This window comes from Micromonospora violae (assembly GCF_004217135.1).
GTDB classification, from domain to species: domain Bacteria; phylum Actinomycetota; class Actinomycetes; order Mycobacteriales; family Micromonosporaceae; genus Micromonospora; species Micromonospora violae.
On the sequence record NZ_SHKK01000001.1, the window covers coordinates 2,464,939 to 2,488,282 of the forward strand.

At 66.9% G+C, this 23,344-nt stretch carries 22 protein-coding genes; 11 read left to right on the forward strand and 11 right to left on the reverse strand.

Features of this window, described 5'->3' with window-relative positions:
• Positions 1-37: 37 nt before the first annotated feature.
• The gene (locus EV382_RS11115) at positions 38-592 is read left to right on the forward strand and encodes a Uma2 family endonuclease (RefSeq protein ID WP_244236627.1); all 555 of its coding nucleotides are present in this window, start codon (positions 38-40) and stop codon (positions 590-592) included.
• Between the two features lie 115 nt (positions 593-707).
• Here EV382_RS11115 and EV382_RS11120 read toward each other — a convergent pair whose 3' ends face one another.
• The 6 genes from EV382_RS11120 to EV382_RS11145 are packed head-to-tail and all read right to left on the reverse strand — an operon-like array spanning position 708 to position 3,388.
• Positions 708-1,178 (reverse strand): hypothetical protein, encoded by a 471-nt coding sequence (locus EV382_RS11120; protein WP_244236628.1) that lies wholly within the window; start codon positions 1,176-1,178, stop codon positions 708-710.
• Positions 1,179-1,736 (reverse strand): hypothetical protein, encoded by a 558-nt coding sequence (locus tag EV382_RS11125; RefSeq protein ID WP_130401487.1) that lies wholly within the window; start codon positions 1,734-1,736, stop codon positions 1,179-1,181.
• Complete coding sequence (locus tag EV382_RS11130; RefSeq protein WP_130401488.1) at positions 1,729-2,217, reverse strand: WXG100-like domain-containing protein; 489 nt, start codon at positions 2,215-2,217, stop codon at positions 1,729-1,731. The genes EV382_RS11125 and EV382_RS11130 overlap by 8 nt, the downstream gene beginning before the upstream one ends.
• A gap of 6 nt (positions 2,218-2,223) precedes the next feature.
• A complete protein-coding gene (locus EV382_RS11135) occupies positions 2,224-2,535 on the reverse strand; it encodes a WXG100 family type VII secretion target (RefSeq protein ID WP_130401489.1) in 312 nt (103 codons plus the stop codon).
• Positions 2,532-2,930, reverse strand: coding sequence for a YbaB/EbfC family nucleoid-associated protein (locus tag EV382_RS11140; RefSeq protein WP_130401490.1), 399 nt, complete (start codon positions 2,928-2,930; stop codon positions 2,532-2,534). The genes EV382_RS11135 and EV382_RS11140 overlap by 4 nt, the downstream gene beginning before the upstream one ends.
• A 59-nt stretch (positions 2,931-2,989) precedes the next feature.
• The gene (locus EV382_RS11145) at positions 2,990-3,388 is read right to left on the reverse strand and encodes a hypothetical protein (RefSeq protein WP_130401491.1); all 399 of its coding nucleotides are present in this window, start codon (positions 3,386-3,388) and stop codon (positions 2,990-2,992) included.
• Positions 3,389-3,503: 115 nt separating this feature from the next.
• On the opposite strand from EV382_RS11145, the gene EV382_RS11150 reads away from it, so the two are divergent.
• From EV382_RS11150 to EV382_RS11185, 8 genes are all read left to right on the forward strand, one after another.
• Entirely contained in the window at positions 3,504-3,776 is a 273-nt protein-coding gene (locus tag EV382_RS11150) for a hypothetical protein (RefSeq protein WP_130401492.1), read from the forward strand.
• Positions 3,769-4,380, forward strand: coding sequence for a DUF6879 family protein (locus EV382_RS11155; protein WP_130401493.1), 612 nt, complete (start codon positions 3,769-3,771; stop codon positions 4,378-4,380). The genes EV382_RS11150 and EV382_RS11155 overlap by 8 nt, the downstream gene beginning before the upstream one ends.
• 4 nt (positions 4,381-4,384) lie before the next feature.
• On the forward strand, positions 4,385-6,784 hold the full coding sequence (locus EV382_RS11160) for an ATP-binding protein (RefSeq protein ID WP_208758371.1): 2,400 nt from the start codon (positions 4,385-4,387) through the stop codon (positions 6,782-6,784).
• Between the two features lie 104 nt (positions 6,785-6,888).
• A complete protein-coding gene (locus EV382_RS11165) occupies positions 6,889-7,512 on the forward strand; it encodes a DUF6308 family protein (RefSeq protein ID WP_130401494.1) in 624 nt (207 codons plus the stop codon).
• Positions 7,487-8,347 (forward strand): hypothetical protein, encoded by an 861-nt coding sequence (locus tag EV382_RS11170; RefSeq protein ID WP_130401495.1) that lies wholly within the window; start codon positions 7,487-7,489, stop codon positions 8,345-8,347. The genes EV382_RS11165 and EV382_RS11170 overlap by 26 nt, the downstream gene beginning before the upstream one ends.
• A gap of 25 nt (positions 8,348-8,372) precedes the next feature.
• Positions 8,373-8,681, forward strand: a complete 309-nt coding sequence (locus EV382_RS11175) for a hypothetical protein (protein WP_244236629.1) — start codon at positions 8,373-8,375, stop codon at positions 8,679-8,681.
• A 217-nt stretch (positions 8,682-8,898) separates the two neighbouring features.
• Positions 8,899-9,780 (forward strand): helix-turn-helix domain-containing protein, encoded by an 882-nt coding sequence (locus tag EV382_RS11180; RefSeq protein ID WP_130401496.1) that lies wholly within the window; start codon positions 8,899-8,901, stop codon positions 9,778-9,780.
• Complete coding sequence (locus EV382_RS11185) at positions 9,773-9,967, forward strand: DUF397 domain-containing protein (RefSeq protein WP_130401497.1); 195 nt, start codon at positions 9,773-9,775, stop codon at positions 9,965-9,967. Before EV382_RS11180 ends, EV382_RS11185 begins: the two co-directional genes overlap by 8 nt.
• A 283-nt stretch (positions 9,968-10,250) precedes the next feature.
• Here EV382_RS11185 and EV382_RS11190 read toward each other — a convergent pair whose 3' ends face one another.
• The 4 genes from EV382_RS11190 to EV382_RS11205 all read right to left on the reverse strand — a co-directional run bounded on the left by EV382_RS11190 (position 10,251) and on the right by EV382_RS11205 (position 20,413).
• On the reverse strand, positions 10,251-11,429 hold the full coding sequence (locus EV382_RS11190; RefSeq protein ID WP_341870154.1) for a DUF3644 domain-containing protein: 1,179 nt from the start codon (positions 11,427-11,429) through the stop codon (positions 10,251-10,253).
• A gap of 191 nt (positions 11,430-11,620) precedes the next feature.
• Positions 11,621-16,537, reverse strand: a complete 4,917-nt coding sequence (locus EV382_RS11195) for a DNA methyltransferase family protein (RefSeq protein ID WP_130401499.1) — start codon at positions 16,535-16,537, stop codon at positions 11,621-11,623.
• The gene (locus EV382_RS11200) at positions 16,534-19,335 is read right to left on the reverse strand and encodes an SNF2-related protein (RefSeq protein WP_130401500.1); all 2,802 of its coding nucleotides are present in this window, start codon (positions 19,333-19,335) and stop codon (positions 16,534-16,536) included. The genes EV382_RS11195 and EV382_RS11200 overlap by 4 nt, the downstream gene beginning before the upstream one ends.
• 13 nt (positions 19,336-19,348) lie before the next feature.
• Positions 19,349-20,413: a serine/threonine-protein kinase gene (locus tag EV382_RS11205; protein ID WP_130401501.1), complete on the reverse strand. Its 1,065-nt coding sequence runs from the start codon at positions 20,411-20,413 to the stop codon at positions 19,349-19,351.
• A gap of 173 nt (positions 20,414-20,586) precedes the next feature.
• Here EV382_RS11205 and EV382_RS11210 point away from each other — a divergent pair, with 173 nt between their 5' ends.
• The gene (locus EV382_RS11210) at positions 20,587-20,886 is read left to right on the forward strand and encodes a hypothetical protein (RefSeq protein ID WP_130401502.1); all 300 of its coding nucleotides are present in this window, start codon (positions 20,587-20,589) and stop codon (positions 20,884-20,886) included.
• Positions 20,883-21,284 (forward strand): hypothetical protein, encoded by a 402-nt coding sequence (locus EV382_RS11215; protein ID WP_130401503.1) that lies wholly within the window; start codon positions 20,883-20,885, stop codon positions 21,282-21,284. Before EV382_RS11210 ends, EV382_RS11215 begins: the two co-directional genes overlap by 4 nt.
• A gap of 128 nt (positions 21,285-21,412) precedes the next feature.
• Here the strand turns inward: EV382_RS11215 and EV382_RS11220 are convergent, their stop codons facing one another.
• Positions 21,413-23,320 carry an N-6 DNA methylase gene (locus tag EV382_RS11220; protein WP_130401504.1) on the reverse strand — a complete coding sequence of 636 codons (1,908 nt, stop codon included), beginning with the start codon at positions 23,318-23,320 and terminating at the stop codon, positions 21,413-21,415.
• Between the last annotated feature and the right edge of the window lie 24 nt (positions 23,321-23,344).

Consider the following 23,344-nt stretch of genomic DNA (forward strand, 5'->3'; position numbering starts at 1 on the left):
CCACGGGAACCACGTGGCGAACCGGTACGATGCGCCCATGAGCTCGGAGGCGGTTGGCAGGTACATGCCCCCTGTCGTGACGCTCGATGACCTCACGGCAATGATGGCCGAGGACGAGAACCACCGGTATGAAATCAGCCCCGAGGGAGTCGTCTCGATCATGCCGCCGCCGGGATACGCGCACGCGATCATCGCGACCCGGCTCATGGTGTGGCTCGCCCAGGGTGGCGTCCCGGCGGATCGCATCGCCCAGGCGGTCGGGCTACGCATACCCGGTCGTGACGGCGGCGTCGGCGGACGCATCCCCGACCTGGTCGTGTGGAGCAAGGCTCAGTCCGACGGGGTCTGGCTGCCGGTAGCAGACGTGCTTCTGGTGGTGGAGATCGTGTCGCCCGGCTCCGAGGGTGTCGACACGGTGACCAAGCGCAGTGAGTACGCCGCCGCAGGCATCCCCCAGTACTGGGTGGTTGACCAGGATGCGGCGCAGACCGTAACCATGCATCGCTTGGACGGCGAACGCTACGTTGCCCGCGCGACCATGCCGCTCGCCTGGGTCCTCAACACCAGCCTGGAGGAGCACGACCTCGGCTGAATCGGGTCGACCACGGGCAAGGAGTTCGGCCAGGTGGTGCGGATCGAGTTGCCGGGATACCCCCGGGCGTCGATCCTCGAGCGATTCCAGCGGCGGGCGGCAAGCAGTTAGCCGGTCACCAGTCGCGGGCCCAGTCCGGCGGCGGTACGACGGCGAGCTGCGGCTCGCCGGTGATCGGTTCGAGAGCATGCACGACCCGCAGGTGCCCGTCGGCCGCGGCGTCCTCGTCGGTGAGGACCCGGCCACTGCTGCCGTCGGTGCTGACCAGCACCCACCGGTCGGGATAGATGCCTCCGTCATCGACCAGCGCTCGCACCCCGAAGGTTCGCGCCAGCGTGGCCGCCAACTCTCGCTCCCCCTGACCGGTGGCGTCGGCGAGCTCGGTGTCACCGGTCAGGATCCAGCCGAATTCCTCGTCCTCGTCCGGAGGATTGAGCATGGCGACCGGCCGAGGGTCATCGATCGCCCGGTCCTCGATCCGCCCGATGTAGACCGCGTGCGGCGAGATGCCGTAGTCCTCACTCAGGAATCGGCGCAGAGCTTCGGCGGGCAGTTCCTTCTCGAAGTGGATTTGATAGCGCAACACTTACCCCCGGTAGCTCTTGTGGTGGCGGAAGACCTCCAGCGCCCGCTCCTGCGCGGCCTCAGTCAGGAACGGGTTGCGGGCCATCGCGGCCCTCGCCTTCTCGATGTCGCCGCCAGCGGCAATGTACTCCTTCAGCGCGCCGTACTCGGCGCGGTTCAACTGCTCCAGGCCAGGACCCGCCTCAGGAAAGACCGTGCCGCTCGGCTCGACCGCATAGGTACGACCGTTGACCAGGTAGCGCTGCCGATCCGGATCCCAGGTGGCCCGGCCCGCAGCGATGTCGTCCAGGTCCTTCGCGACGTCCGTACCAGGAAGGACGACCGTGTTCACCTCCTTGGAGGGGCTTTTCGGCCGGATGCTGTCGAGATTGTGCCGAGAATTCGGCGGCTTGAGGGGAATTTTTCCGGCGGGGCCAGGGATGGCCTTTCGGGCAGCATCAGTGGCGTCACCGGCGACCTTGGGCCCGACCTCTTTGGCTTCCCGCATCGATGCGGACGCCGCCTTGGCGATGATGCCGGAGGCGGCCTCACCGCCCGCCTTGCGGCCGCGCTTACCCAAGGACGATCTCCAGCGCCTGCCCGATCAAAAAGTCGATCGCGATGTCGATCAACTTCTTGAACACGGGAATCTCCAGCAACGAGGCACCCAGGGTCGGTCCGGCCGTGGCGATAGCCTGAACGATCGCGATGGCCAGCAGAGTCAGCTGGACGATCACATTGATCTTCAGCGCGAGCACCGCCATGGCACACACCAACAGCGCGGCTCCGACTGCCCGTGCTCCCGTGCAAATCCCGTGCAGTACCTCCGGGGCCGAGTCGGTGTGAGCCCACTGGACACGGAAAGCCTCCAACGCCTCCCCATGGTTGTCGCTGAGCCTCACGGTGGCCTGACCTGCGGCGGCCGAAACGGTGTCCACCTCTGCCCCGAAGGCGATCCACGCCTGGCCCAGTTCGAAGAGCCGTTCCTCGTCGCTCTCCGGCCAGATGTAGCCGAGTTCGTTCAGCAGGCCGGACAGCTCACCCGGAATCTGGATGCCCATCGTGGGTCAGCCCAGCGCACGGAACAGGTCGGTGTTGTCTTCCTCGACCTGATCATAGGCGTGGCCCATCCCGACCAGGCCGTCAGCGAAGCCGCTCAGGGCGTTGAGAACGGAGGTGATCGACCGCTCTGCGACCTGGTGGGCGGCCTGATAGGACACGCCGATCAAGCCACCGACATCGTCCGTACCGAAGATGTCTCCCATCCCGTCGGCCGTTGCGCGAAGTTGCTGCCACCGCTCGCCAAGCTGATCTGCCGCCTTCCGCACCGCCTCACCGGCCTCCCGCAGCTGAGCCGGGTCGACGTCCAGCGGTCTCATCGGCGCGGCTCACGTAGCAACGCCACAACGTCCTGCAACGCCTGGCCCATCTGGGCCATCTGTCGAATCGACCGGTCCTGCACCTCGTGAAGGCCGCCCGCCAAGGCGTCCACGTCGACGGGCTGCCCGATGGCGGGCTGGCCTCCTCGCAGAACGTCGAGTGCCTCGTTGACAGCGGTCATCACATGCTGGGCCAGCTCCCAAGAGGGCAAGCGCATCAGTCTCGGGTCGATCACGAACGAGTCGAGTCTGCCGTCGGTGATGGTGGCGGTGACCAGCCCGTCGGCGGCACTGCCCTGGGCGGCAGGGACCTCATCGGAATCGGCGAGGGTGTCCGGGTGGCAGGACCGTACGGCCTCCAACGCCCGACGCGTCTCGGTCAGCAGATCGTCCATCGAAGACAGCTCACGTTCGCTCACCACAACACGGGAAGATATCAGCTCAGTACGCAGCGTCAGTGCCGGTCGGGGCGGTCGCCGAAATGGATACCGCCGTGGACGTCACGTGCCTGCACCACCGGACCGTCCACGTCACCGGAGACCGAGTTGGCGACGCCGCCGGCACCTTCGGCGACGGTGACCTCGACCTGCGACCACCGAGATCGCAGCTCGGCGCCGAAGGCCACGTCGCGGCGCGACTCCCGTTCGAGCAGCTCGGCGAGGCGGCCCACCGCCTCTGGCGAAGGCTGTTGCAGAGCGCCCTCGACGACGGCACGGGACGCCGGCTCGTGCTGAAACCGGCTGCGCAGAAAGTCGATCAGGGAGAATACCGCAGCCCGGCCACTCTGGGCCAGTTCGGTGGTCGCCCACGCAACGAGCGTCATCGCCGCGGTCACCATGATCGGGTCGGTCACAACTCCGCCTCCCACCATCACCCCGGCTCGTGGATACGAACATGGGGCACAAGTAATCAAGCAGCCTCGATGTTACCTTGGGTGCTCGCGCGGACACCCGACTCCGGAGGCCACCATGAGCGGACAGCGCTGGGAAGCGGACCCTACCGCCGAGCTCACCCGCCGCTGGGGCAAGTCCTCGCACGAGCTGGGCAACACCTCCGGCGACGGCAGCTGCCCGGACGTCTGGGAGTTGAGCAACGGCGACATCGCGGTGATCGGGCAGGACCTCACCGAGGCCTACCATGGACGACTTCCCGCCGACGTCTCGGTGGATCCGGGCGAGCGACTTATCATCATTCCCCGATCGACAATGATCGCGGCGAAGGTGGACATACCTGATGCATGACCTGTTCGGCGGGGATCCCGGTGAGCTGCTCCGCCTGGAGGACTACTGGGCGGACTTCGACGATCGGTTCTGGCGGACCAGTGGTCCGGGCTTCTGGAAGCTGGAACGTCAGCAGACCTTCAAGGAGCCCAGCGACGAGGGATGGCAGGCGTTCGCCGACGGGCGATGGGAGGATTCGCTGCGAATCCTCGACGCGCGCCGCCCCGATTTCCGGAGCTACTACCGGCGGATCGCGGAGAACGGGTTCGCCACCCGTCGGGTGCGGATCATCGAAGAACCCCTCACTCCGTACCTCCAGTGGGAGCTGCACGTTCTGCGGCTGCGGCACGAATATGGCGGTCTGACCCAGGTGGTCGGCACGGACGCAGTCGCAGCGGACGAGACGAGCGGGCAGCTGCCGGAGATCTACACCCTCGGCGCCGAGGTGATGTACGAGGCTGTCTACAACGCCGACGGAGTGTTGGCGGCTGCCCGCCGCTGGCGCGACCCCGAGTTGGTGGCAAGCTGCCAGTCCTTCATCGAGTCCCTCTACCACCGCGGTGAACCCTTGGACGAGTACTTCGGCCGTGCGGTGGCACCGATGGGGCCTCCCCACGCGGGGTGACGAGGTGGACGTCGTCGGTTCGGACGAGCCCGGGCAGCGGCCGGCTCAGGTGAACCGTTCCGAGCTGTCCGGGCCGGCGGAGCTGGTCCAGGCCCGCGACGTGTACGGCGGTGTGCACTTCCACGGTGAGGCAGCTGCCCAGGAGCGACCGCAGCAACTCCCCGGTGACGTGCGCGGTTTCGTCAATCGGGTGGAGGAGCTGCGGACACTCAACCGGCTGTTGACCCAGGGGGATCAGAGCGTCGATGTCAGCTTGTCGGTGATCACCGGGACGGCCGGCGTCGGTAAGACCTCGGTCGCCCTGCGCTGGGCGCACAGCGTCCTGAGCAGGTTCCCTGACGGGCAGCTCTACGCCAACCTGCGCGGTTACGATCCGGGCGAGCCGGCGCAGCCGGATCAGATCCTCGACCGCTTCCTACGGGCTCTCGGTGTTCCGCCCTCGGCGGTGCCAGCGGATCTGGATGACCGGGCTGCGCTGTACCGCTCGCGCCTGGCCGGCCGGCGCGTACTGGTGCTGTTGGACAACGCCGCATCGGCCCGGCAGGTGCGCCCACTGCTGCCGGGCACGGGCCGTTGCCTTGCCGTGGTCACGAGTCGGAACATGCTCTCCGGGCTGACCACCCGCGACGGAGGCCGACGGCTGACGCTGCGAATCCTGGCCGAGGACGACGCCGTCACCCTGCTACGCGACGTCACCTCGCCCTATCGCAGCGGCGACGACCCCGCCGAGCTGACCGAGTTGGCGCGACTCTGCGCCCGGTTGCCGCTGGCGCTGCGTATCGCTGCCGAGCGGGCGGCGAGCCGCCCATTCATGCCCCTCGGCGAACTGATCGACAATCTACGAGACGAGTCGGCCCTGTGGGACGCACTCACCGCCGAGGAGGACGAGGAATCCGACGCGGTACGTGCGGTCTTCGCCTGGTCCTACCGCGCCCTGAACCCGACGTCCGCGCGCCTGTTCCGGCTGCTCGGGTTACACCCCGGCCCGGATCTCAGCGCCCCGGCCGCCGCCGCGCTGACCGGTGTGCGACTGTCCCAGGTACGGCAACCGCTCGACGCTCTGGTCAGCGCGCACCTGTTGGAACAGAGCTCTCCGGGACGCTACCAACTCCACGACCTCCTGCGCGCCTACGCGGTCGACCAGGTCCGGCACCTGGAGAGCGCGGAGGATCGGCAAGCCGCGCTGCGCCGGGAGTTGGACTGGTACCTGCACACCGCCGACGCCGCGCTGACCCGCACGCTGCCGTTCAACCGGACCGTGCCATTGGATCCGCCGGCCGACGTCACGCCGCTCACCTTCGCGACGAACGCCGAGGCGGACGCCTGGTTCGGCGCCGAACGGGACAATTTGGTAGCGGCAACCCGCGCAGCCGGCGAGGCGGGCCTACCGCGGGTCGCCTGGCAACTGGCAGCGCTGCTGCGCAGCGTCTTCATGCATCAGAACGCCTTCGAAGACTGGTTCACCACCGCCCGGATCGGGCTGGCCGCAGCCCGCACGCTGGGCGACCGGCATGGCGAGGCGGAGGCGCTGGAAAGCCTCGGCAAGGCCCACTTCCAGGCTCGCCAGCTCAGCGAGGCCGCCGTGCAGCACCGGGCCGCTTTGGTCATTCGACAGGAGATCGGCGACGAGTACGGCACAGCCGTGTCGATCAACGCGCTCGGGCTGCTGGGCCTGCGCCACCGTCACCTCACCGAGGCGCTCAGCCACTTCGGCGAGAGCCTGGCGATCTTTGAGCGGCTCGGCAACCAGCGGTGGCGGGCACTACTGCTCAGCAACCTCGCCGAGACCCGCTACGAGCTGGGTGAGCTGACCGATGCCGCTGAGCTGCTGGATCGGGCACTCGTGGTGCAGCGGGAGATCGACGACCGCGGGCAGGAGGGCAACTCGCTCTTCTTCCTGAGCATGACCCTGCGGGAACTTGGCCGCACCGACGAGGCTCGTGCCGCGATCGAATCGGCCACTGCCATCGCCGAGGGGATGAGCCAGGTGTGGCTGGGGCACTGGCTGGTGGAGTACGCACGGGTGCTGCGCGCCTCCGGCCGGCCCGCTGAGGCGCTGGAGGCCGTGCACCGGGCGGCGACGATTCAACGTCGGCTCGGTGACCGTAGCCGCGAGGCGATGGCGCTCGACGGCGCCGGTGAGGCCTACCGGGAACTGGGGCAGTCGGACGAGGCGATTGCCTTCCACCTGCGCGCGGCGGTGGTGCACCGGCAACTCGGGGACGACTGGCAACTCGCCCTGACGCTGGCCCATCTGGCTGCCGCGCTTGAAGATGCGGGCCGCCGCGAGGAGGCCGGACAGCACTGGCGGGAGGCACACTCACTGCTGGCCAGGTTCGACGACGCACGTGCTGCCGCGCTTCGCGAAGACGTCGCGACGTCGATATCGACCAGCATTGGGTGAGAGCCCTACGCCGCGTGCCTCTCGGCCTGGATGGCCGATGGGGTGCGGGGCGGTGCCCCGTTCGGTCCATAGACACTCCTGGTCCACGCTGGCAGGGTCCGATCATGACGTTCCGGCTACCTGATGCGCTCCAGACATCCGATGACGCTGCCGCCGTCGCCTTGCTGAAGCGTTACTACGGTGCTCCGTATCTCGGTCCCGGCTGTGCCGACGGTGCGTACTTCGACACCTGGGCAACCGATAGCGACCCCATGCGCTTCACGGCCGATGACCTGATTGCGATCAAGTTCCTCTCCGTCGAGGCACCGAAGACAGCGGTACGGGCGCTGCTACGTGACCGCTCGGGTGAGTTCTCGAAGCTGCTTGTAGACCTCGGCCCTGACCGTGAGCTGGCAAACGAGAACAAACTCCTCGGCGATACCTGGCCTGGCTGGCGGCTCATGGATGAGCTGCGTTCCATCCCGGGCGTCGGCACGACCACCGCGTCGAAGCTACTGGCGCGGAAGCGGCCACGCCTGCGGCCCATCTGGGACACGGTGGTCGCTGCCGTGACCGACACGGTGCCGGCACAGTGGGAACCCTTGCGCACGGCACTGCGGGCAAACGATTGCGCGTTGCATCGACGGCTACTGCGCCTACGCGACGCGGCCGAGCTGCCGACTGAGGTCAGCGCGTTGCGCATCCTCGACGTGATCGCGTGGCGTGAAGGTAAGGATCGCGGCCTGTAGGACGGAGTGCAAGGGCACGCACGGGCCGCCGAACTTCGTCCACGGGCAGCTCGCCCGAGCCGCCGTACAGGTGGAGGCGTTGTCGGTGGGCGGAAGCCATCCTCCGTCGCTGATGGTCGCCTCGCACCTCGCCCAGACCGGGATCACCGCTCATGTGCTCGATCCGCCCGGGGATGACGAGTTGTGGTCCGGTGACGACGAGGAACTGGACGGCCTGTTGAGCACCCCCGCCGAGGACCAGTTCTGGCGCCCGCGGACAGCCATTCCGCAAGAGCCCGAGGCGAGACAGACGCCTACCGGCGCGCTCTCCCCCGCCGATGAGTCTGTCGCCGAGCCGGACCTGCCCGACGAGCTGCCGCCGGGAGCGCCCCAGGTTTTCGACATACCCGAGCAGCAACGTGGCTGGTTCACCCAGATCCTGACCCGCGCCGTGGCGGCCACCGCCCTCCTCTTCGCCGGCGACAACGCCGCCGCCAGTAGCTATGCCACGCCGCGTCAGCGCGGAGTGGAGGATCCCGCTTTCCAGCCCGCGCTGTTCAGCCTCGACCCGGCATGGGCGACGAGCAGCGCCGCGACGTTCCCCCTTCCCAACGGGCTCTCCGCAGAGGGCACCCTGCACCGCGCACCCCTGGGCCGGGGCAGGGTGTTGGAGGTGTTCCGAGGCGTCGAAAGTCGCCTCTACCGTGAGCTGGCCGAGGGCCAGGTCGGCACCTACCTGAGGGGTGCACCGAGCTTCTTTCGTCGGCGAGCTGAGCTGCCGGACGACGGCAACGTGTACTCGTTCGGCCGAGATGGGACGGTCCTGGTCGTCCGGGTCATCGAGGGCAGCGGTTGAGGAGCCTCCTCTGGATAATCGGCGGGTGACACGACAGACATCGCCCCCGGCGAGGGCTTCTCTGCTGCGGTGGAAGCTCGCAACGCCACTGATCGGCCTGAGCCTGCTGATGGTGGTGCCTGCGGTGTTCGGCACCGTGACCTGGTGGTCTTTCTTCGGGGTCGGCTACCGGGTGCTCAGTGTCGTCATCTGCCTCATCCTCACCGCGCAACTGGCGGTGGCGGTCTCCATCGGAGTCCGGCCGAGCAGGGACGTGCCCTGGACGAGGGTCGGGCTGGTCATTCTCAGCATGCTGGTTGCCTGCGGCCTGGCCCGGATCCGCCAGGAATTCTAAACCGCACACCACACCATTCCACCCCCGACAGTACGCCGATTAAGCACGCGTGGGAATTGCGCGTTCATGGCTGCTGTCGGGGGTGTCTTGTATGGTCAGAGGCGTAGTGGCTCGGCGTGACAGCACCCAATGGAATTGATTCCCGGGCGCAACCGTCGCGCGTTTCACCGATGGCGTCCGGATGTAACAAAATGCAACACGGAGAGGGCGGGAGCCGATGGCCGACGACATGGGATCGACAGTGCCGCGACGGCAGCTCGGGCGAGCGCTGCGCGACCTACGCACCGAGGCGCGGATGACGCTGGACGGCGCGTCCGAGGCGATGCAGTTCAGCCGACAAAAGCTGTGGCGCATCGAGACCGGCCTCGGCCCGGTCCGCTCCGTGGACGCCAAGGCCATGTGCGAGCTGTACGGGGCGACGCCTGACCTGACCGGCGCCCTCACCGCCCTGGCCAACGAGACCAAGGCCAAGGGCTGGTGGCACTCGTACGGCGATGCCGTCCCCGACTGGTTCGAGCTCTACGTCGGCCTGGAGTCCGCCGCTTCCTTCATCCGCCGCTTCGACGAAGCACTCATCCCCGGATTACTCCAGACGCGCGCCTACGCCACGGCGATTTACCAGCACCGCCACGAGGTGACGGAAGAGGAACGCCTACGTTTGGTTGAAGCACGACTGCAACGGCAGACCCTGCTCCATCGGCGACTGCCTCGGGCACCCAAACTCGAAGTGATCCTCGCCGAGGCAGCGCTGCTGCGCAGGGTTGGCGACACAGCAACCATGGCCGACCAACTCCGTCGTCTACGGGAGGTCGGGCAGATGCCCAACGTCTCGGTCCGAGTTCTCCCGCTGACCGCTGGGATCCACCGAGGCGCGGAGGCGGGGACCTTCGTCATCCTCGACTTCCCACCCGGCAACCGGACCATCCCCGAACCGCCGGTCGTCTATTGCGAGTCGTGGACCGGAGCCCTGTACCTGGACCGACCCGAGGAGTACGCAGCCTACGAGCAGGTGTGGGCGAGCCTCGATGACTTGACGCTCGATGAGGCACAATCAAGGCAGCTCATCAATAAGATCATCGGAGAGGTCCACCATGGCTGATTTGACTGACGCCCAGTGGCGCAAGAGCACCCGCAGCGGCAGCAACGGCGGCGACTGCGTGGAGGTCGCCGACAACCTGCCCGGCCTCGTCGCGGTACGCGACAGCAAGGACCCGGCGGGACCAACCCTCACCTTCTCCCCCGCCGCCTGGACCAGCTTCGTCCGGGCCACCGAGTCAAAGCACTGAGCTGCACCTCAGACGGGAGCGCAGCCGGCGGGCGAGCCGGACACGCTCCCGTTGCGCATTCGATCAGGAGGCAGCGTCCCCAACTACGGGCAGGGCCACGTCCTCAAACAACGACCACCGGGTCCGCCATGGCCCCCACGTTCGCCGCGCAGATCACGGTATTTCGGAGGTTCGGGTTGCGCAGGCGAACACCACTGACGCTCATATTGAAAGGAAGAAAGGCAAATTTACGTAGGCCGTCAGACTGGACGGTAGCCAGCTTCAAGGAGTGGCAGGCGTCGAATTATTCTGCGCCATACTGACCTTCCCGATCCTGGGCAGATGGAACCTCGGCATCAGTCTCTGCACCATTTCTCTGCCGTGGCAGATGCTTATCCGAATCAGTGACCCACTCCCCGGACGCCTTGTCCTGGGGATCTTCGCCGAAGAAGTTGCGCCATCTATCAACGGAACTCAGCTCTCGCACGAGCTTTTTAACGTACGCTTTGGTGTATCCATAATCGCCGTGCAGGGCGTCATAAAAACAGTACTTCTCGTCAGTCCGTTCTGGGTGGTCTGAGCGCCCAACCGGCCGAACTTTCAACTCCTGCCACGCCCTGACGAAGTGTCCCATGTGAAAGACGAAGGGTACTTGCTCAGCTACCGCAAGGACTACCTGACGAGGCTTGAAGAGTTCGTGATTTACTACACTCCGCTTCTGCTCACGCACGACGACAAAACCCTTCCGACCCAGTTCCTCGACAACCGCCTTTTGCTCGTCCGTCATGTCGTCATAGCGCGTATACTGAATCGCCAGAGAGTCTGGATCCTTCGGAGCCAACTCATTGGTTACGCGCAACCGGAATTCGTACCGTGGGTCGTTAACAAGATCGCTCTTCAAGCCTGATTCATAATCGACCACGAATTTTCGAAGGGGTGCCGGTAGAGCCTTTCGTAGGCGGCGCAGAACAGTCTCACCAGCATCGGTAAAGCTACCCACGAAAAGAGGGAATCGAAGCATGGCGGCAAGGCTCACCGTCTCGCCAAACTGCCCCGCCAGTTCCTCCTCATAATTCAGAAGTAGCGCTTGCGCATATCCGCTCAGCGCGATCGCAAGAGATAGATCGGCCTTGCCAGCGTAACGATGCTCGATTTTATTGCGGAGACCAATGAAGAACTCGATATTTTTGCGGATTGGGTCATCGAAGAGCCACCGCTCGGCCACGCATCTTGCCAGCTCCCAGCGTTTTGGCTCGCCGTCGATACGCTCCAAGAGCCGCGGGTTACCTCGCTGCCGATAGCGGAAATCTACACCATCTCGAGTGAACTCTGCGTGTAGTAAGTACAGCCAGGCAAGGTGCATGTGCACCACAAAGCCCTCAAAGGAACGTTCTTCTGCGGGATCGTTATAAAGTCGCACTGCGAGAGCGGCCTCGGCTCGCGAGGCCGTAATCATGGGCCAATGTCGTTGCGGACGTGGCATTAGAATCCTGCCCCTGAGTACTGCCGAGCAAGAGAACTATACGTTCACTTACACGATCCAGCAGCGCAAGCCAACTTCATGTCTCCATACGAGCCATCCGCTAGCCACCCTAGACGAATCTGGCTCCTGTTTAAATCGGCCGAACAGCCGACGATCAACGCTCGGTGCATACCGTTGTCGTCAAGCGAGAGCTACGACCGTTGCCAGCCCGCGTCAATGGCGTCTCGAAGCCGATTACTGAACGCGGCATGCGCCTGCCGATACTCGTTCACTCGATCCGCCTTGTAAAACGGGGCAGTGAACCCGTCCAGATGCGGATTCTGGTCGGGATCGCCCATGTGAGCGACAAACTTTTCGTAATCGGCCTTCGCTTGCCCGAAACCGAAAGCGCTTCGATGTTCCGCGAGCTTCCGTCCACGCGCATCAAACCATGTCGTCTCTTCATACCTCGTCAATTGCGGGAATCGACTAAGATAGATTGCAACGAGCTCGTCTGCGCTGATGCCGAGCCAAACCGACACTAAAGCGTCGAGCTCGACCAGGGCACTACGGCGAGCGCGCTCGTTTCGAATTGGGGTATCCGCATTCCAGTGGGCTGTCAATGGTGCGCCCCCGCCCTGCCCGAGGGGTTCCATGTCCGGCCAATCGACAGCCCACGACTCACCCAACCACGCGTCGCTGTAGAGAGATGACCATAGCTCGGCGTAAGCACTCGTTATGCAGTTCAACCGTAGCGTTCGGAGCACCGCCGGCAGCGCCAAAGGATGACAGCGTGTTCCCGCTGGCATCGCACGAGCTTCCGCCTGCCGGAGGTCAGCACGCCCTGTGATGCGCAAGAAATAGTCAAGCGGTAGTGCGGTCCAGAACGCAGCAGCGAGAACGGTTTCGAGATCATTCGATGCCGCAAGAGAATGGATAGCGTCAACGTGTGAAACACCTGGAGGAAGGAGAGCAGCGAAAAGCGATCGCTCGGTGTCGTACGGTATCCTCCGACGCCACGCAAGGCGGTAAAACTCCGTACACCGGCGTCCGTTCCAGCTCTCTTGAGCCGCTCGAAACCGCTCTAACTCGCAGCTTCGAACGTAGTCAGTAGAGGGAACTGCATCCGCATTCAACGCCGACAAGTCAGTGAGCGGATCGTACGTTCCAGTCTGCGGCGGCTGCTTAGCGAAGGGCGTTGCGATAGTCAACTGAGGGCCGCGAAGAATTACTTCCTCCCAGACAGCGGGCCGATCAAGCGCCCTACGAATTAGCCCCTCCCTAGGGGCATTGGCCTCGTGGTAGCCAGAGCTAATCCGCGGTTCCAGACCGCCAAGCCGGTCCCGGTAGGCAGTAAGGGCCGCAATTGCCCGTCCCTCGAGTGTTGTGACTGGGAATAGCAGTTGGGTCTGCTCCACAGTTCCTTCAGCCTCTGGCCGAAGCTGCCGCCAGGCAGCAAGACGCTCACGGTCGACATGCACCACCCGCGTAGCATGAGGGCGCAGATCCCAGGCACCATTATGCTTGATCGATGGCGCGTCGCCAGAACCGTCGTGAGCGAGCGATTCAACAATAACCATCGGATCAAACATCCAGCTCAAATGGGCGAACGACACCTCCTGCCGTCGCCCGTATACGTTCACCGAGTACTGGCGCGTCCAGCCAATCTCCGGGAACAGCAGACGCCGATTCTGGAAATGGGCATGCAATCGCAGGTGACTGTAAGTAGCCGCCCGCAAAAATCCTTCACGCGCTCCACTAAAATGACCATCCGGATGAATGACACCCGCGATCCCGCGTTTTCCGAGGTGCCGCCAAACACGGCACATAAACGCTCGATACAGGTCTGGCTGCGTGCCACTCAAGACGGTGTATTCCGTAGCGCTGCCGAGAGTAGCCACCAGACCTTCATTGGAAAGCAACTCACTGAGCACGGAGGCGCGCACTCGCCCATCCTCCAGCAGCACCCTGCGGCGCTCCTGCCGAAGCCGAGGCGATTCGCTAACGACCAGCTCGAACCAGGGATCGTGCTCGGCGAGAACCAACTTTTCCTTCCACTCTGGACGCACCCACGGCGGATTGCCAACTTGGAGGTCGAAACCGCCCTTGGCGAACGCCTGGACAAAGGTTAGTTCCCAGTGGAAGAAGCCCTGCTGTTCGGCAACTTGGTCGGCGGCGAGCAGCCAGGGGAACCGATCTGACAGCATCCACGGTGAGTCGACGCCGATGACGCCTTCGAGCTTCCGCTCGAAATCACTCATCTCGCTCAGGCTCGTGAACCTTTGGTCGTAGAACCGCGCGGTGTCCTCGTCCAGGTCACGCCGCCCGACGAGCGCCTCTGCGAACGTCAGCCAGTCGTCCAGGCTAGACAGCGGCACCTGCTGGCGGAGCTGTTCCGCCACCGTCATCCGCCGGGTTCCCGTGGCCTTCGTCAGCATCTTCATCTGCTGCGGCTGCACGTTGCCGAAGATGTCCGCAGTCTCGTAGACGGCCGGTTCGTCGTACGCCGGCTCGTCCTTGATGTGGGAGACCTGGACGGGCGCGGCCGGGTACACCGGGTCGGAGCCGTCGAGCAGCCCGACCTTGTCCAGCGGCCAGAACCACAGCGCGCACCAGACGTCCATCAGCGTCTTGAGCCGCCAGTACGGCGTGCCCGGCGCGGTCAGGTCGGCGAGGATCTCCTCCCGTGGCACCGCCTCGGTAACGGGAGGCAGGTCCTCGGCACCCCAGACGGCAATGTCGCGGCGGATCTCCCGTTCGGAGATGTCGAGCCGCTGCTGCACCAGCCCCCACAGGAACTCGACCCGCCGAGCCAGCGCCTGCAAGCGCTGCACCTGAGAGTTCTTCCCCTTGGCGGACGGCGTGCGCTTCATCGCCGTACGCCATGCCTTTAATCTCGCGGTCTCGGCCGGCGCCAGCTCGCGGGCTTCCTTCTCCCCCGCGACCGCACCCCAGCCATCAGCCGGGAGCAGGAAGTGGTGGATGGTGCCCTCGTCGATCGGCCCGTCCCGGAACGGCTGTTCCTTCGGCGCGGTGGTGAGCCACGACTTGTCGGCGAGCTGCTTCGGCGTGTAGGTCTTGCGCCCACCGCCAATGAGGGAGTTGCCGCGTTGCAGGTGCAGGCCGAACCAGGGGGCCTGGAGGCCGGCGTGCATGACGTTGAGCCAGAGCGACACCTCGGCCAGCTCGACGGCGGTGCGGTTGAGGTCGACGCCGTAGCTGTTGTGCAGGGCGATGTACGCCTTCACCCGCTGGAGTTCGAGGTGGTAGTCCTCCGGGTCGAGGGTGACGTCCAGTTCCTTCTGCCGGCGGCGCAGGTATTCGGCGGCGACCTGGTTGATCGCCTCGTTGAGGAACGCGCCGGAGCCGAGGGCCGGCTCGCAGATCGTCCAGTCCAGCAGTTCGCGGGCCGGCGTGATGGTGTTGTCCTGGTCGAGGCGGTACTTCAGGGCGAGCTGGACGGTGACCTCGGTCAGCGACTGCGGTGTGTAGTAGGAGGCACTGGTCTGCCGGTCCCGGCCGGCGAGCCGGTAGACGAACTGTCCCGCCTCGTAGCAGACCCGGCTACGGACGCCGGTGTACGCGTTCTCCTTGTAGACGAAGACGTTGTCGTCGTACTCGTCGGTCTTGGAGGCTGGGATCATCCACGAGCCGTCCTTCGGGTCGCCGTTCTTGGCGACCTCGTAGAGCTGCTCGGTGGCGACGAAACCGGTGTACGACATCAGGCCCTCGTAGACCGCGCCGAGTTGGTTGATGCCGAGCTGGGCGTAGGAGATGAAACCGCCGCGGCGCTTCTTGCCGCCCTTGGTGAGCATCAGCCGGCGCAGCACCTCGTAGAGGACCTTGTTGCGCAGCCGGGTGTCGATCTTCGGGGCGTCGTCGTCGTCGGGGTCGCTGCCGGGCACGGGGATCAGCCGGCCGATGAGCTTGGTCTTCTCCGGCAGGAACAGGTCCGACTTCATGGGCTCGAAGCGCAGCCCTTCGCCCTCGCTGGCCTTGTCGGCGATCTCCGCGCCGCCGCGCTCCCGGTGCCCGTCGTTGACCATGCGGAAGAGCAGGTCGAGCGACTCGTACAGGTGGGTGCCGTCCTCGGCGGACGGTGCCATCCGGCGGGAGACGAGGTCACCGAGGCGGGCGAGGCTGTAGCCCTCGACGTACTGGGGGTCGTTGACGGGCAGCACGCCCAGCTCGGGGCGGGCCTCGGCGTAGAGCAGGAACAGGATCCGGTACAGGTAGCGCAGCGACTCCCGGCCCAGCTCCTTGGCCAGCTCGTCGAGGGCCATCACCTGCTGCGGTTGGTAGCCGGCCCGCCGGATCTGGTCGAGGACCTCGTTGGCGATGAGTTCGACGGAGACCTTCAGGCCCTCGCGGAGTTCGCTGGAGACACCGACGGCGTGCTGGCGGGAGCTGGCGACCAGGTCGGCGAGGGGTTCGCTGCCACCCTCGGCGGGCGGGCGCAGCGAGTCGGCGCCGAAGAGCGCCGCGACGACGTCTAGTTCCTTGTCGTCGTTGCGGGCGTACGCGGTGTCGAGGCTGACGGCCAGGTAGCGGCCCTCACCCCAGACCGTGCGGTCGGCGAGGGTGACCACGCCACCGCTGAGGATCAGCACGTAGCGGGGCTTCGGGCTGTCGGCGGCGAAGAGCAGGGAGGCGAGTTTGGCGCCCGTCTCGATGGTCTCGGTGCTCGACAGGGTGAGCGGGTCGAGCAGCCGGCCGGCGTCGTCCGGGTCCTGGGCGGCCTCGGTGTCGACCGCCCAGCCGCAGTCCAGTGCCACGATGCCGTGCGCGCTGGTCAGCTCGGCGTGGGCGACGTGGACCTCGTACTCCTGGGCGTTGCGCTCGACGGTGATGGTTTGCGGCTGCGGGTCGAAGCCGAGCGCCCGCAGCACGTCCTGGTGCTGCTTGCGCAGCCGCTCCGGGTCGAAGAAGTCGACGTCGGTCAGCTCGGTCTTCGCGTCGAAGTAGGTCCGGCGCATGCCGCGCAGCCCGGCGCGCGGCGTGACCCGGCCGGACTTCTCGTCCTCGGCCCACTGCTTGAGCAGGCCACCCTTGAGGGTGGTGGGCAGGATCTCGGCCAGGTAGTGCGCGGAGAGGTACTCGCCACGGTTGGTCAGCGACTCGAAGCTCATGCGGCGTTCTCCTGCGACGGTACGAGGACGGCGAGCACCCGCAGCAGCGGGTCGCCGGTGGTTTCCAAGCGGTCGAGCAGGTCGTGCTGCTCCTGGACGGTGGTGTCGACGCGCTGGCGTCGCTTCTCCCGATGCGCACCGGGCAGCTCATCGCGGATGCTGGCCTGCTGGAAGGTCCTCAACTGCTCGCGGTGCTTACGCAACGGCTCGGCGTTCGCCTCGGCCCACTCGTCGCGCTTGCCCTCCAGATGCTGCCGGGCCACCTGGACGGCCTCCGGCAGCAGCGCCTTCAGCGGGGCGATGGCGATGGTCTCCGCGCGGTTGACCATCGTGGGGCCGACGTTCGCCTCCCGCAGCACCTCGTCCATGGCTCGGATGGTTGGCGCGGCTGGGAGGTCGGAGACGGCCATCCACTGCACGACGGTGGGTTGGCCGAGGCGGTTGGCGTAGACGCCCTGGATCAGGAACGTGGGCGCGGCCACGTCGGCGGTGAGCACCGGAGCTTGCTGGCGGCCGAGCCGGATCAGCACCTTGTCGACCAACCAGTCGACCATCGGGTGCACGTCGCTGAGGAAGGCGATGTCCGGCCACATCGGGGTCTTGCTCTGCCGGGCCTGGTCGAGTTTGCGCTGGGCGAGCGGACGGTCGAAGGTGACCTTGAGCCGCAGGTCCTCGCCCTCCCGGTGCGCCCGCAGGTAGGAGCGGGGCAGGTCGGTGAGCCGGTGCACCAGGTCGTCGGGCGCGAGGAAAGTCAGCAACTCGTCCTCGCGGCGCAGGTCGATGTGGTCCTCGGGGCGGTCCTCGTAGACCTCGTAGAGGGCCGTGTCGACGAAATCCCGGGTGGAGTCGAAGAGCTTGGGGACCCGGGCCTGCAACACGTCCGCCGTCACGGGCGCGGTGCCGACCTCACCGAAGAGGTCGGCCATCACGTCGACCTCAGCGTGGGCGGCCTCGTAGGACTCGTCCACCGACTTGCCGGCGAGCAGGTCGCGGACCAGCCGGTCCTCCTCGGCCTTGGCGTCGAACTGACCGGTCAGGGCCTCGACGCTGCCGAGGCTGCGGTGCGCGGTCTCCTCACGGTTGAGCAGCTTCTCGGCGACCGTCCGGTCGTCCTTCGCGTCGTCACGGTCAGAGGTGAGGATCAACGCGCGGAACTGCGGTTGATGCTTCTGCCCGTACCGGTCGATGCGGCCGTTGCGCTGCTCGATCCGGATCAGGCTCCACGGAATGTCGTAGTGGATCAGGTGGTGGCACTGCTGGTGCAGGTTCACACCCTCGGAGGCGACGTCGCCGGTGAAGAGCAACCGGACGTCGCTGCCCGCCAGCTCGAACTCCTGCAGGATCGTCTGCTCGTCCTTGTCGGCCACGCCGCCGTGCAGCACCCGGATCGCGTTGGGCTTGAGGCCGAGCAGCCCGGGGACCACCTCGGCGAGCCACTTGATGGTCGGCACCCGCTCGGAGAAGACCACCGCCCGGGTGTCGCTGCCCTTACCGACGCCGATCTTCCGCAGCTCGTCGACCAGCCCCGTGAGCTTGCTGGAATCCTGGTCGGTCATCGCGGACGTCAGCTCCGCGAGCCGGTCCAGCGCCGCCCGCTCGGTGCCGGCGGCCTTCTTACGCCGGTTGGTCACCGTCTCGTGCAACGCCCGGTGCGAGGAGAGAAACGACTTCAACAAGGTGTACGGGAAGAGCCGGTGCTGACCGGTGATCGCCTCGTCGGTCCACTTGCCGGCCAGCCACACGTCGGTCAGCTCGTCGAAGATCTGCTCCTCGATCGGTGTCGCCGCACAGTGCAGCGCCTGCGACGGGCCGCGGTCGGCCCAGCGGTCGCCGATCTGGTCGCGTACCTCTGGGCTGATCTTCGTGCGGCGCAGGTAGAGGTGCGCGATGTCGCTGGCCTGGTAGTCCTTCTCGTTGGCGATCGCCGCCGGGTCGAGCAGCGAGATCAACTGGGCGAACGACTCCTTGTCACCGTTGTGCGGGGTGGCGCTGGCCAACAGCAGCGCGTCGGTCTTCGCAGCCAGGCGGCGGGCCAGCTCGTTGCGCTGGGTGCCCTTGTTGATGAGGTTGTGCGACTCGTCGATGACGACCGCGTCCCAGGTCGTGGCGTCGAGGTGGTGGCCGAACTGGCCGGCGTCCTTGAGGGTGTCGACCGAGATGATGGCCCGTTTGAAGTACGTGAACGGGTTGCGGCCGGCGGGGATCTCCTGCTGGATGCGCTGGATGCCGGTCGAGTCGAGCCGCACGAGCGGGATGGCGAACCGCGTCCACAGCTCACGCTGGAACTGCTCAAGCACCTGCTGCGGCGAGACCACCAGGATGCGCTCACCGCGACCCCGGCGGATCAGCTCGGCGAGGATCAACCCGATCTCCAGGGTCTTGCCCAGACCGACCACATCCGCGAGCAGGATCCGCGGCCGCAGACCGGACAGGGCCAGCTCCACCGGCCGCTGCTGGTAGGTCAACGGGTCGAGCAGGAACCGGTCAGCGAGGGCCAACCCGCGCTCGGTGCGGGGCAGCGGAGTACGCCGCAGCACCGCCTCCAGGAAGAGGCGACTCTGCCGGAACCGCGACGAGGTGTCCTGGACGAGCTCCGTCTCCTCGGGCACCAGCGGCGTGATGGCCTCCAGCTCGGTGAAGAAGGTCGCCTCGACGTCCTGCACGAACTCGGAGACGCCGACCGCCTTCACCATCGTGCCGTCCGCGGTGCCGGTCTTGACGCTGCGAATCAGCCACTCCTCGTCGCGGACGACGATGCGGGAGCCCGGGGCGAAGGTAGCGGCCTGGGTGGTGGTCATCGGTGGTGCCTTCCTACAGGGTGGAGCGGCGGGCGTACTGGCGGCGCATCTTGTCGACGAGCCACGTCACATCGGCTGGCTCTCTGGTGGGCCGCTCGGGGTCGCGCTTGTCGGGGTTTGGTGTCGGCTTCGGAGGGGTCTCGTCCTCGACGACCGCGCTGTCTTCCGGGTCCTGTCGTGGATCGTCCAGGTCCGGCGGGACCAGCAGCTCCGTGCCACCGTCGTAGGTGAGTTCGGCGACTTCCTGGCGCAGGGCGTGGACGCTCTTGCCGCTGGTGGCGGTGGCGACCGCGAGCAGCCGGGCGCGAATGTCGGTGAGGCCCGGTCGGGCGGTGGGGTCGAAGGCGAGCATCGCGCCGAGCAACTGCACCAGCTCGGCCGGCACCTCAGACAGATCGGGCAGGTCGCTCGGCTCGCTGATGCGCAGCAGCAGATTCCATGAGTTCGTCGACGGATAGAGCCCACGCCCCGTCAGCGCGAAGACCAGGGTCGCCGCGAGCGCATAGACGTCGACCGCCGGCGTCAGGTCCCGCTCACCCTTGACCTGCTCGGGTGACATGTAGGCGGGCGTGCCGACCAGTGCGCCCGGCTCGGTCAGGTAGTCATCCCGCTCAATCAACACCGCCAGCCCGAAATCGATCAGCTTGGGCCCATCCGGGCCGAGGATGATGTTCTGCGGCTTGAGGTCACGGTGCAGCAGCTTGACCTCGTGCACCTTGGCGAGGCCTTCGGCGAGCATCGCGCCGGCCATCGCCGCCAATGGCAGCGGAAGCGGCCCCCGGGCGTCGACGTGCTGGCGCAACGTGGCCCCGGGAACGTACTCCACCGCCAGCCAGGCCGGGTTCGCGTACGGGTCGGCGCCCTCCAGACGGGCCACCCGGGAGCCGAAGACCAGCTTGAGGCTGTCGACCTCGGCGGCGAAGCGCTCACGCACGGTCGGCGCCTCAATCAGGTGCTGTTTGATCACCTTGACGGCGACCCGCTCGGCGGTCGGCGACACCGCGAAGAACACGTCGCCCATGCCACCTGAGCCCAGCGGCCGGACCAGGTCATAGCCGCCGATTCTGCCCAGCGTCATTCGTCCCCCTCACGATGACACCCACCTGAACTGCTCGTCCGCGCTGTCGGCTGGACGCCTCGGCGGACGCATGACCGTACAACTTTGCACGTTCAACCAGGAAGCGTCCGAACGGCGGTTCCTCCTGGGCCTTGAATTCATACTTTGTTAGGGTCTGCTGTATGAGTCGGCGTGTGACGATCTCCGTTCCCGATGACGTAGCCGAGCAGCTGGATGCGCTCCCGGCTCGTCAGGTTTCCGCGTATGTCACCGAAACGCTGCGCCGCCGTCGGAAATCCGACGACATGCGCGCGGCCCTGCGGGCCGCTGGGCATGGCGAGTATCCGTACGACCCTGAGGGTGCGGTGCGGCGCCTCGCCTCCCGGCAGGTGACACCGGAGATGCGCGAGGCGGCTATTGCCCGAGTGGCAGAGCTGCTGGAGCGTCCGGTCGACGACGTCCACGCCGGCTTCGACCGGCCGAGTGCGGCGTGAGCGCACCGGTCTACGTGCTCGACACCGGTGCCCTGATGGCCTACGCCCAGGGTGTCGACGCCATCGGTGAAGCGATGGTGGATGCGGCCGACGCCGATGCGACTGTCGCCGTCCCGCTCGTCTGCCTGCTCGAGGCATACAGCCTGCTCGACCACACCGAGCACGAATACCTGTCCATGCTGCGCCGCAACCCGGCCGTACGGATCATCACACCGGCCCTGCACGTCGATCGGGCCGACGACTGTCCAATGATCGGGGGCATGGCCCGGCAGACCGGCCGTCTCGGTGCCGGCAGCGCGGCCTTCCTCGCGATCAGCAACGCTGCCGGTGTGATCACCTCTCGGGCCGACCAGCTGCGAAAGGTGCTCGGCGACGACTGGCCCATCATCGAGGTCTGACCTGACCAAATAGCTGAGAACCTGGGTGAGGTCGGGCAGTTCCTAATCGGCGACGCTGTCGAAGATGCTCTCCTGCGGATCGGCAAAGCGGACCGGCCCGAATTCGCGGAACATCCCCGCCGCGCCTTTCATCGGATGTCGGCGTCTGGCCGCAGAACCCCCCGCGCCAACCCGTCCGCGGTCAGTTGCGCCAGCTCGGCGCCCAGCGAGGCGGCCTGCCGGATCGCCGACTCGAAGGCGACGAGACGCCGGAACGCGTCGCCATGCACTCGCTGCGCGTCGATCGACAGTCGCCGCACCTGCGCCCGTCGGATGTCGAATCGCATCGTGCTCGACAGGCTCGACGCCTGCTTCTCGTTCGCTGACGTTCGCAGCTGACCGGCCAGGTGCCACGGATCGAGTGCCGCCGGGTTGGGCCGCAGCAGATAGAGGTTGCGCCCCAACACCGCACCAGCGGTGGTGACCACTCGTGGGATGAGCTGCCGCGCGATCACCGGCACCACCACGTCACCCACTGCGAGGGGGATCTCCTGCCCGAATCGATCGTCGATCCGCCCGGACGCCTCCACCCCGGTGAGCACGTCCTGGACGGTGAGCACCGGCGGCCCGTCGGGTGCGGGTGTGGACGTGCCGGCACGGACCGGCCCGATCAGTTGCAGCGCTCCGGTCTTCGCCAGCTCCCCGACGGTGAGGAAGAGGCCGTCCGGCCCGTCGGGCGCGGGAGTGACCTGGGGCAGCAACGCCGGCAACTCGCCGACGATGGCGGCCAGCCGCTCTCTGGTGCGTACCAGATGCTCTCCGGAAGCCTCGCCCACGACGGCGGGTTGCCGGCGCGCGGGGGTGAGGTCGACGTCCTCGTCGAGCAGCTCGATGACCGGGACCGCGCGGGCGAACCCGGCCTCCTCGACGTCGCCGTCCGGGGCGGCGGCGAAGGCCCGCCACGCAGCCAGCACGCGCGGTGCGGTGTCGGCCAGGTCGCCGTTCGCGGCGTCGATCAGCAGCGTCCGCGCCGGTGGCGGCGCGTCGGTCGCGGCACGTCGCAGCACCCACATGTGCAGGGGTACGCCGTGCGGCGCCGCCACCCCCGGCGGAAGTGCGATGACGGCGCGCAGGTGACCGCGGCGCAGCAGTTCGCCGCGGATGCGTTTGCCGGCGCGGCGGCTGGCGACGGTGGGTGGCATCAGCAGGACGGCGTGCCCGCCGACCCGCAGGTGGGCCAGGGCGTGCTGCACCCAGGCCAGCTCCGGTTCGGTGCGGGGTGTGGTGCCGACGATCCAGCGGGGGTCGTGCCCGAGTTCGTCGTCGCCCCAGTTGGTGGCACCGAAGGGTGGGTGGCAGACGACGGCGTCGACGGCGCGGCCGGCGAAGGCGTCGGCGCGTAGCGAGTCACCGCCGCTGACTTCGCCGGTTACGTCGTGCAGGGCCAGCCACAGGCCGGCGAGCCGGGCCAACTCGTCGTCAAGTTCCTGCCCGTACATCGAGGTGCTGCCTGCGCGCGCGGCGGCGCGCAGGATGGCGCCGGAGCCGGCGGCGGGGTCGAGCACGGAACCGCCGCCTACGTTGGCGAGCCCGATCATCAGGTCGGCGAGGTCGTCGGGGGTGGCGAAGGGCCGGCCGGGGCCTGGTGCGGAGAACCGCTGCCACAGCTCGTCGAACGCGCCCTGCGGGCCCAGCTCGTCGGTGAGGGCGTCGACGTCGGGCAGCAGCGGCGTGAGTTGGGCGTCGGTGCTGCCGCTGCGGGAGCCGCGTTGACGGGCCAGTAGCAGTGCGCCGACGGCGGCGAGGCCGGCGGCCGGGGAGTCGCTGGCCGCGGCGAGGTGTCGCCAGAGCCGGTCGGCGGTGGCGAGCTCGGGGAGCTTGCCCTGGGTGCGGAGCCACTGCTCGACCTGGACCAGGTCGAACTCGGGGCTCGCCGTCGTCCCGCCCACCGGGGCGGGGAAGTCGGGATGCCGTTTACGCCAGTTGCTGACCGCAGCGCGACCGACACCGGCGAGCCGGGCGATCTCCGCTGCCGTGATGGTCGGGTTCTCCTGCACGCCGAAAGTCTCGCACGTCTGTCA

Excerpts from the sequence above, each read along its gene's own strand:
- EV382_RS11115 (WP_244236627.1), top strand. The coding sequence starts at position 38 with ATGAGCTCGGAGGCGGTTGGCAGGTACATGCCCCCTGTCGTGACGCTC.
- EV382_RS11130 (WP_130401488.1), bottom strand. The coding sequence starts at position 2,217 with ATGGGCATCCAGATTCCGGGTGAGCTGTCCGGCCTGCTGAACGAACTC.
- EV382_RS11135 (WP_130401489.1), bottom strand. The coding sequence starts at position 2,535 with ATGAGACCGCTGGACGTCGACCCGGCTCAGCTGCGGGAGGCCGGTGAG.
- EV382_RS11140 (WP_130401490.1), bottom strand. The coding sequence starts at position 2,930 with ATGGACGATCTGCTGACCGAGACGCGTCGGGCGTTGGAGGCCGTACGG.
- EV382_RS11150 (WP_130401492.1), top strand. The coding sequence starts at position 3,504 with ATGAGCGGACAGCGCTGGGAAGCGGACCCTACCGCCGAGCTCACCCGC.
- EV382_RS11155 (WP_130401493.1), top strand. The coding sequence starts at position 3,769 with ATGCATGACCTGTTCGGCGGGGATCCCGGTGAGCTGCTCCGCCTGGAG.
- EV382_RS11165 (WP_130401494.1), top strand. The coding sequence starts at position 6,889 with ATGACGTTCCGGCTACCTGATGCGCTCCAGACATCCGATGACGCTGCC.
- EV382_RS11180 (WP_130401496.1), top strand. The coding sequence starts at position 8,899 with ATGGCCGACGACATGGGATCGACAGTGCCGCGACGGCAGCTCGGGCGA.
- EV382_RS11185 (WP_130401497.1), top strand. The coding sequence starts at position 9,773 with ATGGCTGATTTGACTGACGCCCAGTGGCGCAAGAGCACCCGCAGCGGC.
- EV382_RS11190 (WP_341870154.1), bottom strand. The coding sequence starts at position 11,429 with ATGCCACGTCCGCAACGACATTGGCCCATGATTACGGCCTCGCGAGCC.
- EV382_RS11195 (WP_130401499.1), bottom strand. The coding sequence starts at position 16,537 with ATGAGCTTCGAGTCGCTGACCAACCGTGGCGAGTACCTCTCCGCGCAC.
- EV382_RS11200 (WP_130401500.1), bottom strand. The coding sequence starts at position 19,335 with ATGACCACCACCCAGGCCGCTACCTTCGCCCCGGGCTCCCGCATCGTC.
- EV382_RS11205 (WP_130401501.1), bottom strand. The coding sequence starts at position 20,413 with ATGACGCTGGGCAGAATCGGCGGCTATGACCTGGTCCGGCCGCTGGGC.